This window comes from Shewanella sp. 125m-7 (assembly GCF_052977045.1).
Genome location: NZ_JBRILQ010000031.1, coordinates 46,258 through 59,434 on the forward strand (window position 1 = coordinate 46,258; position 13,177 = coordinate 59,434).

Below are 13,177 nucleotides of genomic sequence, written 5' to 3' on the forward strand. Positions count from 1 at the left end.
TATGAACACAACGGCCCCGGCACCAACTTCTGAACAAGCAATCACCCCTGATATGGTTCTTCACTTTTGGTTTGAAGAGATTGACCCCAAACAATGGTGGATTAAAGATCTGGAGTTTGATGCTGTCATCAAGCAGCGTTTTGCCAATTTGCTGGAACAAGCGAAACAAGGTGAGCTATATCATTGGCGCGCGACTCCAAAAGGACGACTTGCCGAGATCATCGTCTTAGATCAGTTCTCTCGTAATATCTATCGTGATACACCGCAGTCTTTTGCCGCCGATAGTGTTGCGTTAGTGCTGGCCCAAGAGGCTGTGGCACTCAATACCGATGCCGAGCTCAAAGCCAAACATGTGCCCTTTTTGTTTATGCCCTACATGCATAGCGAGTCTCGAGTTATCCATGAGGTGGCGGTAAGGTTATTTGGCCGAGAGGCGGCTCAGGGGAACTTGGATTTTGAATTAAGGCATAAGACGATTATCGATAAGTTTGGCCGCTACCCTCACCGCAATTCGGTTTTGAGCAGAGAGTCGACCGCTGAGGAGCTTGCCTTTTTACAGCAGCCAGGATCAAGCTTTTAATACCTTCCTTTGCCATTATTAACCAAAGAATAGCCACTGATACAACTCAGTGGCTATTTTTTTATCTATAAACAGGCGAGCAAAAATTCACAGATAAGCGAAACAGTGATGCTCAATACATTGGAGCTTCATATAACGAGCGTCGATATAGCCTATGTCCGAATAATCGAGCCAGCGTTAACTATTACTTCACCACCAATACTGGGCACTTAGCCTTATTGGCAACAGCTTCTGCTATATTTGGATTTAGCAAATGGGCAATCCCATGACGGCCATGGCTAGCAATAACAATCATCCCTATCTCTCCAACCTCAGCCTCCTCTAAAATCTGATCTAACGTATCGCCTTTGCGCAATACACTTTTTACTGTTAAACCGTGGTTTAGCTCCCGCAAAACCTGTGATTTTAGCTTTTCTAAATTGTTATCAGCCGCGACTTCAATTTGTAGATCAAGCTGTTCTACTGACTCAACGGCAATGCCGTAATGATGCTCACTAAATGGCGAACTCATTACATGTACTAGCCTTAAACTCACCCCATATAAATTTGCCATTTCGATGGCATAACTTAATGCATGGGATGCCGTCTGTGAAAAGTCTGTTGGGCATAAAATTTGTCGAGTTCGCATAACCTATCCTCAATACAAGCGAGTCGCTTAACAGCTTCTAGCGCTAACTTAAGCGTTCACTGCGTTACGGAAAAAGTGAACAATTTACAACACTGCTATTTGACTACCATTACTGGGCATCGTGCGCGATTAGCGACGGCTTCTGAAACGTTAGAATGCAAAAAGTGCGACAGCCCAGTACGACCGTGACTCGCAATAACAATCATCCCAGCATCAGAACCTTCAGCCTCACTCAGGATCTGTTCGGCTGCACTGCCATGGCGAATAACCGATTCAACCGAAAGTTCACTCCTAAGCTCAGTCAGTAGTTGCTTCATATTCTCAGCCGCATTATCTTCCATACTTTTGGCCAGCTCTTCTGGCGTAACGGTAAGAATTTGATAATTGTCGACCCCCATCGGCTGCTCAATCACATGCACAATGCGTAAGCCTACATGGTATAAGTTAGCCATTTCAATCGCATACTTTAGTGCATGAGAAGCAGTTTCAGAAAAGTCCGTTGGACATAAAATTTGACGTGTTCGCATAACGATTTCCTCCAAACATGAACCTATTCACTCACTTTTGCCATGGTGAATACTGCTTTATGGCACAGGCGCTAACCCTAAATAATAAGATTAGTCATTAAGCCACTCACGCGCCTCTTTTTTACTCTCAAAAAACTTGGCATCGTAAGGGGTAAACCAGTCAGCAATTTTTGCCATCCACTCTTGTACGCTCCCCTCACCCACAATGGCGATTTTCTCAAAGGCTTTACCGTGAGCAACACCGACTTTGAGATCATCCCACGCCGCTCGTAACTCCCAGCCATCAAGTTCAGTTATATCCGCGAGTACATTAATTTCAGCATCTTCAACACCGGCAATTGCAGACTCCAACATAGGCACCATATATTCATAATCTTCATGGGTAAGCTTACCGACTACGACAAACGTCATATAGAACTTACTCCCGCTGCGTTCTATTCCCACCGATATGCCATGTCTATCACGACTCATTTGATGCTCCTTAGTTTGTAAGAATGCTTACCATAAGACCTTTACCTACTACGATTTTAAAACTCTGACGAGAACAGAGTTTGATCTCCGTCACGTTTTTATCGGGTATTTGACCTTTAATCCAAACTTCACTACTATCAGACCGACTAATCAGTCGGTTATTTAAAAACCAACTCTGGAGCTAAGCTAATGAATATGCATATCGACAATCAGACTGCGCAACCACTCTCACAAATGCTCTGTAAACAGCGTAGTAGCTATTTAAACGAGCCCGCACCCGCTTATGACGCCAGAGTTGAACACCTAAAAAGCCTTAAAGCCGCCATTCTCAGCTATCAAGAGCAGCTCGTCGCAGCCCTTAATCGCGACTACGGTAACCGCTCAGTAGATGACAGCATGATCTCTGACATCATGCCATGCATTAACAACATCAATTACAGCCTAAAACACCTAAAAAAATGGATGAAGCCAAGCTCTCGCCACGCAGGTTTGTTACTCGCGCCAGCTAAAATAAAGGTTCATTATCAACCATTAGGTGTTGTCGGCATTATCGTGCCATGGAACTTCCCTATCATGCTCTCGGTTGGACCATTAATTACTGCACTTGCCGCTGGCAACCGCGCCATGATCAAACTGTCTGAGTTCACCCCTGAGACCAATCAAGTCATCAAGGCGATGCTCAGCAGTATCTTTGATGACACTCACGTGGTGTGTGTTGAAGGAGAGGCAGAGGTTGCTGCAGAATTCTCAGCGCTGCCGTTCGACCACATGCTGTTTACGGGCTCAACCACCGTTGGCCGCCACGTGATGCGTGCCGCTGCCGATAATCTCACGCCGGTGACCCTTGAGCTTGGCGGAAAATCTCCGGTGATAGTTGCCGATGATATCGACATGAATATCGCTGTTGAACGTATGATCTATGGCAAATGTTTGAATGCTGGGCAAATTTGTGTCGCACCTGATTATGTTCTAGTACCGCGCGCCAAGGTAGATAACTTTATCCAAGCTTATAAGAAAAAATTTACCAGCATGTATGGCAAAGTCAGTGACAATAAAGATTACGGCAGCGTGATTAATCAACGCCAATTTGACCGAATTATGCATGTACTCGAAGATGCTAAAGCCAAGGGAGCCATGATTACTAGCGCAAACGATGAAGCGATTAATACAGATAAGCGCAAGGTGCCAACCCAGCTGATTCAAAACAGTTCAGATGATATGTTTTTGCTACAAGAGGAGATTTTTGGTCCACTTTTACCCGTGATCCCATACGATAGCCTAGAAGAAGCCATCTCCTACATCAATCAGCGCCCGCGCCCACTGGCCCTGTATCTGATGAGCTTTAATAAAGATACCCAGCAGCGCGTACTGGCAAATACTCACTCAGGTGGCGTGTGTATTAATGAAACTGTATTCCATGTCGCCGCCGACGATGCCCCCTTTGGCGGAATCGGTCCCTCAGGCATGGGCCACTATCACGGTAAAGAAGGCTTCTTAACCCTAAGCCATGCAAAAACAGTATTGAGCCGCGGTAAGTTCCTCAATACAGGTAAACTGGTACACCCTCCTTATGGTGGGGTTATCCAGCGCTTATTGATGAAGTTTTTCTTACGTTAACCTTATACTTTTGTGAGCTTTGCTCTCATAAACTTTACTTTTATAAATTTAAGTTAGGCTGCCAACTTAATGAGTCCCATCGACAAGAAACAAGCCATATTAAACACCGCGCTGACACTTTTTGTCAGCCAAGGCGTTTATGCGACTTCTACCGCTTCCATAGCAAAGCAAGCCGGGGTCGCAACGGGCACCTTATTCCATCACTTTTCTTCAAAAGAGGAGCTGATGAACCACCTATTTCTGTCTATCAAGCAGGAGTTTGCCGATGCGATTCAGGCACAGGTGAGGCAACAGAGCGACTTAAAAGCAGATGCTCAGCATCTGTGGCAAGTCGCCATCAATTGGGCTATGGCTAATCCGTTAAAACAGGCGTTTTTCCAGCAATACTCGATGTCACCGTCGATTTCATCAGACGTCAGACTACAGGCGATGCACAGTATTTTGAGCTTTATGGGAGAGCTTATCCAGCAGGGACAAAAATCAGGCATCCTCGCTAATTATCCACTACCCTTGATGCTAGAGAGTTGCCATGGCCAATATATTGCTGCCACACGCTTCTTTCTTGATAATCCGCAAGCATGGAACGACGAGCAGTATAGACAGGCAAGCTTTGCAATGTTTTGGAATGCGATGAAAGTCTAGTTAGTTAACCAATAACAACTCATGGATAAGGCATAGAGCGGTTATGACGTTATGGATAGTTATTCAAAGGAGTGAATATGTTAAGAATGAAGACTAAGTGCGAGCTGTGCGAAACTAAGCTAGAACGTAAAGATATCGCTTATATCTGCTCATTCGAGTGCACTTACTGTAAAAGCTGCTGCGAGAAATTACATTTTATCTGCGAACACTGCCAAGGTACGTTAGTTATTAGGCCACCAAGATTAATCAAACCCTTCAAAGTGCCTAGTGCTAACTTAAAAACACTCTGTTTAACTGAGCCCCTGTTAACACCCACAAGTTAGATTTATCGGTTCTGTTGGGGTCTGCATGATGCTTTCCCCTCCAAACACTTGCCTCGTCGCAACCTATTACGCCGCTAAGCCACGCTAAGCCACGCTAAGCCACGCTAAGCCACGCTAAGCCACGCTAAGCCACGCTAAGCGTTAGGTAGCCACAAGCTCACACACAAACCTTTATCATCACGATTATGTAGGCTAATTCGTCCATCGTGAGCTTCAATTATCTCTCTACATAAAGGCAAACCTAATCCTGTACCAGACTGCTTTGTAGAGTAAAAAGGCAGTAGAGCTTGCCGTAATACATCGGCCGACATCCCCCCCCCCGCATCTTTTACCTTAATACATAGTCCTTGAGTATTATCAGATAAGTTTGAGTCTTTAACCTCTAAGGTGATCTTGTCTAGTTCTGAACCCGACTCGTGGGCATTTTTTAGCAGGTTAAGCAGTACTTGCTCCATCTGAATGAGATCAAAGTAAATTTCCGATGTGGGCAAGGTTCCTAGCAATTCAAATTGATAATGTTGCTTCAACTGTTGAGTTAAGCTCTGCCAATCAACTGGCGTTTTATTAGGGAGCGGCAGTTTAGCAAAGCGCGCATAGTTAAAGATAAACTGACTCAGGTGACTGGTGCGATCTTCAATGGTATCGAAGATAAGCTTAAGTTTAGGATCATTTAAATCTTTGGTGATCATACGCCCAGAGTTAACCATTGAGGCTATCGGCGCCACCGAGTTGTTTAACTCATGACTGATAATACGGATCACCTTCTTCCATACCGCCACCTCTTGGCGGTTTAGTTCTCGGGTCATCTGCTTTAATAGCACTAAGTGGTGAAACTGCCCGTTTAGTAAAAACTGGCCTCGGGAAAGATGCCAGGTCTCTGCATCATTACCGTCGGTGTCGCCGACGAATGAGAACAAGCCATCCTTGGGATTACTTAGGGCATTAACTAACTCGGGGGATAGATCTTTTAATAACTGACTTAGGTTTATGCCCTCAATTCTATGACCATCGTAAAATAGATGGCGCGCCGCATCATTGGCGTAAATAACCCGCTGTTCATCATCGAGCAGCAACATCACATTGGGCGAGCTTTGAATCACCTTATCGAGTAGTAATTCACGCTGATAAATATACTGCCGCTCTTTGCGTAATGTCTGTGCTGACTCATTAAACAAATTTGCTAACGCCTGTAATTGACTGTCGCCACTTACCGGAAGGCTCACACTAAAATCATTATCTTTGAAGTTAAGTAAGCCGACCTCCAACGCCATTAAACTTGTGGCTAAGCCTCGCGTACCAAAGTAGCTGACACTTGCCACTAAAAGTAACGAGACCGTAAATACCACTATATACAACCATGACTGTTGAGCCATGCTATGCTGCAACTCTGTAGGGGATAACCATAACAGGCCTGTAAAGGCTAATAGCAGGCCCGCAGCAGAAGCAAGTACCGTACTCGCAATCAACTTAACTCTTAATGAAATAGCGATATTCTGGCTCATATATTGTGATGTCTAATTAGGAATATGAAAGATAACAAAGCACTATTTATCAATATCATATTTTTGCATGCGTCGATATAGGGCTTGCCGACTCAAGCCTAGAGCCTTAGCCACTCGTGCGATAACGCCGTTATGTTGCTCGAGCGCAGCTTCGATATGTGATTTTTCGGCTTGTATTGTCTCAGATTTACCCAGTTTCAGTGCTGAGAAACGCTTCAATGAACTCTTCTCATTTGAGCTGCTGTCGTTTAAGGCTTCATCTCTTAAGCTATTATTGCGTGAGGGGCTATATGTAGCATCTGGCATTTTCATTGCCAATTCATGAGCCAATTCATGAGCCATTTCAGCAGCACGACTCGACGTTTCAGTTACGGGCTTGCTCACCGCTGCTGGTAACGCTAAGCCAAAATCCTCAGCACTCAACTCAGGCCTATTTGCCAAGATCACCGCGCGTTTACAGGCATTTTCTAGCTCACGCACATTACCCGGCCAAGAATGTGCTTGCAGCGCAAGCTCCGTTTGCCGCAACAATGAAAAATCGGTACCAATAAAGTGCTCAACTAATGGCACCACATCATCGATTCGATCATTAAGTGCTGGTAGCGCTAACTCAATCACATTGAGCCGATAGAAGAGATCCTCCCTAAAATGTCCAGACTGAATGTCTTGGGCTAAATCAGCATTGGTCGCGCTAATGACCCGCACATTCACTTTACGGGTTTGATGGCTGCCTAAGCGCTCGAACTCACCCGTTTGTAATACACGCAGTAATTTAACTTGGCCCGATAATGGCAAATTACCGATTTCATCTAAAAATAGGCTGCCGCCATCGGCCGCCTCGAATCGCCCAATGCGTGCCTTGGTGGCACCAGTAAACGCCCCCGCCTCTGCGCCAAACAGCTCGGCTTCGAGCAAGTCCATCGGCAACGCAGCAATATTGACCTTAATAAACGGCTTATGCTTTAAAGAAGAGTTAGCATGAATAATATCGGCAAGCTTATCTTTACCCGCGCCGTTGGGGCCGGTGATTAACACCGACACATCAGATTTCGCAATCTGTAAGCCAAGATCAACACAGCGCTGCATCGCACCGCTATTAAAAACAATGCCGCACAAATCGGCATCTTTAATCGCGACCATACGTTGATTGTCAACACGGCTTAACTGCGCATTTTCTTTAGACAATCGATGCAGTGAAATGAGGTTATTAATACTGTTCAGCAGCTTTGCATCATCCCAAGGTTTGCCCATGTAATCAGCCGCGCCCTCTTTGACTAGCTCTACTGCAAGTTCAAGCTGGGTCCAAGCGGTAAGCAATATGATGGGAAGTTTTGGTTGCTGCAGTCTAAAGGCGTAAAAAAGGGTTTTTCCCTCTTCACCAGAGGTGGTGTCTTGAGTAAAGTTCATGTCCTGCACCACCAATGCCACATCATGTAGTTGTACTAGCTCAAGGGCAATCTCTGGCGATAGACAGGTCAGTGTTTGGTAACCATTAAGCTCTAACATTAAGGACAGTGCATTACACACAGCTTGGTTATCGTCGACAATTAGGATGGTATCCATAAACTCTTTATTATTTATTCTTTTAGAGGGCTAACTATAAAACTAACTGAAAGCCAAACAGAGTTAAAGCAAAGCTCACATTTGGCTAACAATTAATTTATATGACTAAACGCTTCGCGTCGCTGTTGCCGGAGAAATTTTTGCCGCTTTTTGAGCCGGTAAAATCACTGCTATCGTGGTCAAAACCAGTAGGCCTGCTACGGTCGCTATCGGATAGATAAGCTCTAGCTTAGGTAAACTGTAAAGGCTCATTAACTGCTGACCAAGCTGCACCGCAATTAAGCCGCCAATCAGTCCCCCCGCGAGACACAATAGATAGTTCTCTACTAAGAAGAAGCTGATAATATCGCGCTTTTTAGCCCCTAATGCTCGTCTTGTACCAATCTGCTTAGTACGGCGCTCAATATTAAACATCACCATGCCAGCGAGTCCTAAAGAGGTGATAAGCAGCAGTAATACCACCATCATTGACAGTACAGTCGCCATCAACTCATGGTTGCGATACACCTTATTGCGGTGTTCACTAATTAACGTAAACCCTCGCACCACACGATTTGGATGCTCTTTATGCAATGCGGCGGGGATCGTTTCTTTGAGACTAACTAATGTGCCCTCTTCGGCTCTAACCAGAAACTTGGTAAACGATGAAGCCAGCTCCACATTAACAATCACACTGTTATTAAAGTTTGAGTGGTTTACCCAGGCTCCTTGCAGACGCTCAACAACACCAATCACCGTCATCGGGCTTTCCCCCACATTCCCGCGGTACATCACCTGCCCAAGTGCTGACTCATCTCCCCAAGATTTCTTAGCAAACGCTGCTGACACTATCGCCAAATTACCTAGCTCAGGGCCACCACTTCTTACCTCATCAGGATAAAAGTTACGCCCCTCTATCAGCTTGATACCCAGTGTTGAGATCATCTGCTCATCACCATAATAGATAGCTGCACTGGGTGTATCTTTACGGTTCTCTTCGCTGGTGCCTAGCGAAAAACTCGATGACCAGCCGCCGCCACTAAGTGGCGTCATGCTGGTAGACGTCGCTGATTTTACGCCATCTAATTGACGAATAATCTCGATATCGCGAGGGTTTTGTTTAAGCGGCTCGATACTCGAATCGAAATTATAGATACTGAAATCGAATACTTCAGACTCGGCAATCCCTGACTCACGGCTCATCAAGCCAATACGCTCACTAATAATAAAACTGGCATTGGCCACTATCGCAACCGATAAAACAATCTGAATAAGCAGTAATAAAGGACCGCTTTTATTACGCATCAACATGCTTAATATGGGTTTAATTTGCAACATCGTAAGCTCCTTTCTCACTCTGTAAATCATTGACTTTTTAGGTAGACACTTGGATTGGTGCTGCAGATACGCCATGCGGGATAAATCCCAGCTACAATGGTAGCGCTCACTGCAATAATCGGTGCGATAAACCACATGCTTTGATCCAGCTGAGCCAACGATGCCTCAAGCTCAAACTTAGATGATAAGAAATGCAGCGCCGTCCAAGCCCAAAGTAGCCCTAAGGCGCCACCACAAAAACCAATTAAGCCCACTTCGACTATGTGTTGAGAGAAGATCTGCATGCGACTGGCACCAATGGCACGTCTCACCCCAACTTCAGGGGCTCGCTTTAAAAACTTAGCCAGTAACAGCCCAAGCATATTGACCAAACAGACAATCAAAAACAGTGCACTTAACCCCACCAAAATCTTATTATCTTCTGGAACCACCTTGTTGACGTTCAGCCAAGTTTCAACATCAGAGATCTCACCTCTGGCATCGGGTCGCTCAAAACGGCCTAGCTGCTTTTGCTGCTCAACATAGGCAGACAGCCACTGCAGATACTCTTGCTGCAATGCGGGAGTATCAAGCTCTACCCAGTACTGCAGCCAGTGCATTTCTGAATTAAGCCTATCGCTATAACTCTGGATATTTTCATGACGCCAGCTGTTGTTATTCCCCCAGCTTTCAAACTCTTCAATAGGCGCTAAAGAAAACGGCACATAGATCTGCTCAGAATCATTAAAGGCGCCATTATTAATGTCATAATACTTTGGATTTGGGTTCCAGTTTTCAATCACCCCCACCACTTGATATGGCTTACGATTGAGTAGTAAGGTCTTACCAACACTGTTTCCCCCACCAAATGCTTTTTGATTAACCTCTTGGTTAATCACCACCTTGTAGCCACCTTCACTATCGACCTGCTTATCCCACACACCGCCATAAATAAATGGCACATCAAACAGTTCAAAGAAATCACCGTCGGTTACGCGAACCCCTTCTAGCATCGGCGAAAAGTTCTCATCATCCGTCTGCACTGCAAGACCGGTGCGAAACATCGCGGCTTGGCGAACCGGTACCCTACTTTCTCTCAGGTTGAAGCCATCTTGATAGGTAATTTGCTCGTTGATCTCTTCCCAAGTATCAATGTTTTGACTCATCAAACGCACTGAAAACAGCTGTGATGAACGCTCGGCAGCAGGGTTGACCGAGGCCATTTTGTAGATATTCAACGTAGTGATAGTGATACCAATACCAATAGAGATGGCGAGGACCATCAACAAAGATAAAAAAGGCGTCTTCTTGATACTGCGCCAAGCTAAATCCAAATAATAAAAAAACATCATGCTCTCCCTAGCCGTTGATTAAGCAACTGACACTGCATCGGCGATAGACTGCACTTTTGGGTCCGACTGCCCAGCTTGGTACATGGTGAAATCGCACACTTGACCATCGACTATCTGAATATTACGCTGCGCTCGGCGCGCAAGCTCAGCATCATGGGTGACCATGATGATGGTGGTGCCCGCCTTATTGATATTTTCAAGTAGCTCCATCACTTGACGCGCCATTAGGCTGTCTAAGTTACCCGTTGGCTCATCCGCTAACAGAAAGCGCGGCTCGCCTGCCAAGGCTCTGGCAATCGCCACTCGCTGCTGCTGACCACCAGAAAGTTGTGTAGGTAGGTGCTTCATTCGCGCCGCTAAGCCAACTTGTTCAAGCGCTCGTTCCACACGAATTTTACGCTCTTTGGCGTTAAAACCACGATAACGCAGTGGTACCTCAACGTTTTCGGCGAGGTTCAAGTCTGAGATAAGATTAAATCCCTGAAAGATAAAGCCGATTTTCTCATTACGGATAGCCGCACTCTTGTTATCACTCAGGTTAGAAATATTCACCCCATCCAGAAAATAGTCGCCATGGGTAAAGCCTTCGAGTAAGCCTGCAATGTTTAAAAAGGTGGTTTTTCCTGAACCAGATGGCCCCGTGACCGCAACAAATTCGCCTTCATTAACCTCTAAGTTAAAGTCACGTAATGCGTGCGTTTCAACTAAATCCGTTTTAAATACTTTGCTGATGTTGTTCATTGATAACATGGTTAATATTCCCTTAATTCTGTCTATCTAATCTGATAATAAAATGCTGTAACGACTGCAGCTCCACAGCGATGCGCTGCTAGCCGACAAAGGTCTGCAGCGTATCGAAAACAGCGGTAAGTAGTTGCTGAACGACCCCACAACCAGCAACACTAACGTCCGACATCTCCGTTAAGTTTGATTGTGCGCCGGCGCCGATTTCAATCAAATTGAGCCCGATGAACATCCAGTCACCCGCTCTATCAGTTGAAACCTGTACCGCTATTACCAATAGCATTAATACTGCCGCGGTAATGAGTTGTTGCTTATTCATGGGCTTGCCTAATTTGTTTGTCGCCTGACTAATAACCTTATTCATGACAGTTTCCTTTTCTTACCTAGCGGACTAATACCTGTGTAGCCTTGTTAAATGGCTCAATGCTTGAGGTCACCCAAACATCACCAACCTGCCCGCCCTGAATCACTTCGATATGGCTCATGCTGCGAGCCCCTAACTGGATCTCTGTTTGCTCAGCGATCTCACCACTCATTACGTAAACTTGTTGGCCTCCGCCACTGGTAACAAATGCGCCACGCTTGACCATCAATACATCAGGACGATGCTCAAGTAGCACTCTTGCTGATAAACGTTGGTTTTGACGCAGTTGTAAATTATCGTTTTGCTCAAACCGTACTCTTGCCGTCACCTCACGGTTACGCACCTCAGGTGAGATAGAAGACAGCTCGCCCAATACCGTCACAGAGCCAAAGCTCAGCTCTACTGCCATACCTATACCCAGTTCGTCGGCATAAGACTCTGGCACGGCTAATTCGGCTTCAAAGGCACTTAAATCAACCACGGTAAGAATGGGTTGGCTCTGGCTAATACGCGCTTTTTGCTCCGTCAACCAGTTACCTATAATGCCGCCAACGGGCGCTGTAATATTCAACGCTGCAACTTGGCGCTCAAGCTCTTTCACCACTAGCGCCTGACGATCAACTTCCAGCGCAGTGTTTTTCAGCTCGAACGTTAAGGTATCTTTCATCAACAACGCTTCTTGGCCTGCATGGGCAAATAGCAACTTAGCTTTATGCAGATCATCTTTACCCTTTTCAAAATCAATTCTGCTTATTAATTTAGATTCAATAAGTTGATCGCCACGGCGACTCTCTCGGTCTGCCGCCGCTAAATCTACCTTGGCCATATCCAGCGTTTGCTGCGCCCTAAGCTGTTGACGACGAGCCTCTAAGCGGGCGCGTTCCAATGAACTTATCATTCCCTCAAGCACGGCTTCTTGTTGCTTAAGGCTGTTAGTTAACTTGTGACTCTCGATACTGGCGACCACTTCACCTTGCTCAACGCTATCACCAGGCTTTGCAATTAAGGTGACTGAGCCTTGTTCAGGGCTATAAAGAATGGGGGCATTCGCGGCAACAATCTTGCCCGTGGTGGGGATATCACGAATAAGAGTGCCGCGCTCTAATGTGGCAAAGCGCAGTTCAGAACGTTTAATAGAGGTGGCAATGGAGGCGCTATCCATGCTCGACCAAACGAGACCAGAAACAAGCAATGCCGCGATACCAAACATCAACGGACGTTTGAACTTACCCGCCTTACTTGGCTGCTTTATGGTGTCTTGTCCGCTAGTATCCTGAATCATCTGCTTTTCCTAAAGTGTCCGTTCTAAGCCATTATCGCTTTCGATAGGTTTATTAATACAATCAGCGTGCCAAAAACAACAAACCAATTATAAACAGTGACTTAACACATTAAAGAACGAGGATACCCACAAAAGTGTCCGCGGACACTGTTGAAAAGTGTCCGATTTATATAAGGAATGTCCGATATGAGGAAAGTGTCCGGCTCTAGGTTCTAGGTTCTAGGTTCTAGGTTCTAAGTTCTAGGTTCTAGGTTCTAAGTTCTAAGTTCTAAGTTCTAAGTTCTAG

14 protein-coding genes are annotated in these 13,177 nt (G+C 45.5%); 4 read left to right on the forward strand and 10 right to left on the reverse strand.

Annotated features, from left to right (window positions below; all coding sequences use genetic code 11):
• The first annotated feature begins 1 nt into the window (after position 1).
• The gene (locus tag ACVBIL_RS14415; protein WP_447167664.1) at positions 2-580 is read left to right on the forward strand and encodes a DUF924 family protein; all 579 of its coding nucleotides are present in this window, start codon (positions 2-4) and stop codon (positions 578-580) included.
• 184 nt (positions 581-764) lie between these two features.
• Here the strand turns inward: ACVBIL_RS14415 and ACVBIL_RS14420 are convergent, their stop codons facing one another.
• The 3 genes from ACVBIL_RS14420 to ACVBIL_RS14430 form a co-directional block, all read right to left on the reverse strand.
• Positions 765-1,208: a universal stress protein gene (locus ACVBIL_RS14420; RefSeq protein WP_447167665.1), complete on the reverse strand. Its 444-nt coding sequence runs from the start codon at positions 1,206-1,208 to the stop codon at positions 765-767.
• Positions 1,209-1,303: 95 nt separating this feature from the next.
• Positions 1,304-1,735, reverse strand: coding sequence for a universal stress protein (locus ACVBIL_RS14425; RefSeq protein WP_447167666.1), 432 nt, complete (start codon positions 1,733-1,735; stop codon positions 1,304-1,306).
• Positions 1,736-1,825: 90 nt separating this feature from the next.
• Positions 1,826-2,206: an STAS/SEC14 domain-containing protein gene (locus tag ACVBIL_RS14430; protein WP_447167667.1), complete on the reverse strand. Its 381-nt coding sequence runs from the start codon at positions 2,204-2,206 to the stop codon at positions 1,826-1,828.
• A 189-nt stretch (positions 2,207-2,395) separates the two neighbouring features.
• Between ACVBIL_RS14430 and ACVBIL_RS14435 the strand changes: the two genes are divergently transcribed.
• From ACVBIL_RS14435 to ACVBIL_RS14445, 3 genes are all read left to right on the forward strand, one after another.
• Entirely contained in the window at positions 2,396-3,823 is a 1,428-nt protein-coding gene (locus ACVBIL_RS14435) for a coniferyl aldehyde dehydrogenase (RefSeq protein WP_447167668.1), read from the forward strand.
• Between the two features lie 69 nt (positions 3,824-3,892).
• On the forward strand, positions 3,893-4,465 hold the full coding sequence (locus tag ACVBIL_RS14440) for a TetR/AcrR family transcriptional regulator (RefSeq protein ID WP_447167669.1): 573 nt from the start codon (positions 3,893-3,895) through the stop codon (positions 4,463-4,465).
• A gap of 86 nt (positions 4,466-4,551) precedes the next feature.
• A complete protein-coding gene (locus tag ACVBIL_RS14445) occupies positions 4,552-4,788 on the forward strand; it encodes a DUF1272 domain-containing protein (protein ID WP_447167678.1) in 237 nt (78 codons plus the stop codon).
• A gap of 134 nt (positions 4,789-4,922) precedes the next feature.
• Here the strand turns inward: ACVBIL_RS14445 and ACVBIL_RS14450 are convergent, their stop codons facing one another.
• The 7 genes from ACVBIL_RS14450 to ACVBIL_RS14480 all read right to left on the reverse strand — a co-directional run bounded on the left by ACVBIL_RS14450 (position 4,923) and on the right by ACVBIL_RS14480 (position 12,891).
• Positions 4,923-6,290 carry a sensor histidine kinase gene (locus tag ACVBIL_RS14450; protein WP_447167670.1) on the reverse strand — a complete coding sequence of 456 codons (1,368 nt, stop codon included), beginning with the start codon at positions 6,288-6,290 and terminating at the stop codon, positions 4,923-4,925.
• A 42-nt stretch (positions 6,291-6,332) separates the two neighbouring features.
• Positions 6,333-7,853, reverse strand: coding sequence for a sigma-54-dependent transcriptional regulator (locus ACVBIL_RS14455; RefSeq protein ID WP_447167671.1), 1,521 nt, complete (start codon positions 7,851-7,853; stop codon positions 6,333-6,335).
• 105 nt (positions 7,854-7,958) lie between these two features.
• Positions 7,959-9,170 carry an ABC transporter permease gene (locus tag ACVBIL_RS14460; protein WP_447167672.1) on the reverse strand — a complete coding sequence of 404 codons (1,212 nt, stop codon included), beginning with the start codon at positions 9,168-9,170 and terminating at the stop codon, positions 7,959-7,961.
• 26 nt (positions 9,171-9,196) lie between these two features.
• The gene (locus ACVBIL_RS14465; RefSeq protein ID WP_447167673.1) at positions 9,197-10,498 is read right to left on the reverse strand and encodes an ABC transporter permease; all 1,302 of its coding nucleotides are present in this window, start codon (positions 10,496-10,498) and stop codon (positions 9,197-9,199) included.
• A gap of 21 nt (positions 10,499-10,519) precedes the next feature.
• Positions 10,520-11,251 carry an ABC transporter ATP-binding protein gene (locus ACVBIL_RS14470; RefSeq protein ID WP_447167674.1) on the reverse strand — a complete coding sequence of 244 codons (732 nt, stop codon included), beginning with the start codon at positions 11,249-11,251 and terminating at the stop codon, positions 10,520-10,522.
• 79 nt (positions 11,252-11,330) lie between these two features.
• Positions 11,331-11,609, reverse strand: coding sequence for a hypothetical protein (locus ACVBIL_RS14475; RefSeq protein WP_447167675.1), 279 nt, complete (start codon positions 11,607-11,609; stop codon positions 11,331-11,333).
• 19 nt (positions 11,610-11,628) lie between these two features.
• Entirely contained in the window at positions 11,629-12,891 is a 1,263-nt protein-coding gene (locus ACVBIL_RS14480; protein WP_447167676.1) for an efflux RND transporter periplasmic adaptor subunit, read from the reverse strand.
• Positions 12,892-13,177 lie beyond the last annotated feature (286 nt).

What these genes read in the sequence shown, in the direction of transcription:
- ACVBIL_RS14450 (WP_447167670.1), bottom strand. Translation starts at nt 6,290, where the DNA reads ATGAGCCAGAATATCGCTATTTCATTAAGAGTTAAGTTGATTGCGAGT.
- ACVBIL_RS14475 (WP_447167675.1), bottom strand. Translation starts at nt 11,609, where the DNA reads ATGAATAAGGTTATTAGTCAGGCGACAAACAAATTAGGCAAGCCCATG.
- ACVBIL_RS14460 (WP_447167672.1), bottom strand. Translation starts at nt 9,170, where the DNA reads ATGTTGCAAATTAAACCCATATTAAGCATGTTGATGCGTAATAAAAGC.
- ACVBIL_RS14415 (WP_447167664.1), top strand. Translation starts at nt 2, where the DNA reads ATGAACACAACGGCCCCGGCACCAACTTCTGAACAAGCAATCACCCCT.
- ACVBIL_RS14420 (WP_447167665.1), bottom strand. Translation starts at nt 1,208, where the DNA reads ATGCGAACTCGACAAATTTTATGCCCAACAGACTTTTCACAGACGGCA.
- ACVBIL_RS14465 (WP_447167673.1), bottom strand. Translation starts at nt 10,498, where the DNA reads ATGTTTTTTTATTATTTGGATTTAGCTTGGCGCAGTATCAAGAAGACG.
- ACVBIL_RS14425 (WP_447167666.1), bottom strand. Translation starts at nt 1,735, where the DNA reads ATGCGAACACGTCAAATTTTATGTCCAACGGACTTTTCTGAAACTGCT.
- ACVBIL_RS14480 (WP_447167676.1), bottom strand. Translation starts at nt 12,891, where the DNA reads ATGATTCAGGATACTAGCGGACAAGACACCATAAAGCAGCCAAGTAAG.
- ACVBIL_RS14430 (WP_447167667.1), bottom strand. Translation starts at nt 2,206, where the DNA reads ATGAGTCGTGATAGACATGGCATATCGGTGGGAATAGAACGCAGCGGG.
- ACVBIL_RS14435 (WP_447167668.1), top strand. Translation starts at nt 2,396, where the DNA reads ATGAATATGCATATCGACAATCAGACTGCGCAACCACTCTCACAAATG.
- ACVBIL_RS14470 (WP_447167674.1), bottom strand. Translation starts at nt 11,251, where the DNA reads ATGTTATCAATGAACAACATCAGCAAAGTATTTAAAACGGATTTAGTT.
- ACVBIL_RS14440 (WP_447167669.1), top strand. Translation starts at nt 3,893, where the DNA reads ATGAGTCCCATCGACAAGAAACAAGCCATATTAAACACCGCGCTGACA.
- ACVBIL_RS14455 (WP_447167671.1), bottom strand. Translation starts at nt 7,853, where the DNA reads ATGGATACCATCCTAATTGTCGACGATAACCAAGCTGTGTGTAATGCA.
- ACVBIL_RS14445 (WP_447167678.1), top strand. Translation starts at nt 4,552, where the DNA reads ATGAAGACTAAGTGCGAGCTGTGCGAAACTAAGCTAGAACGTAAAGAT.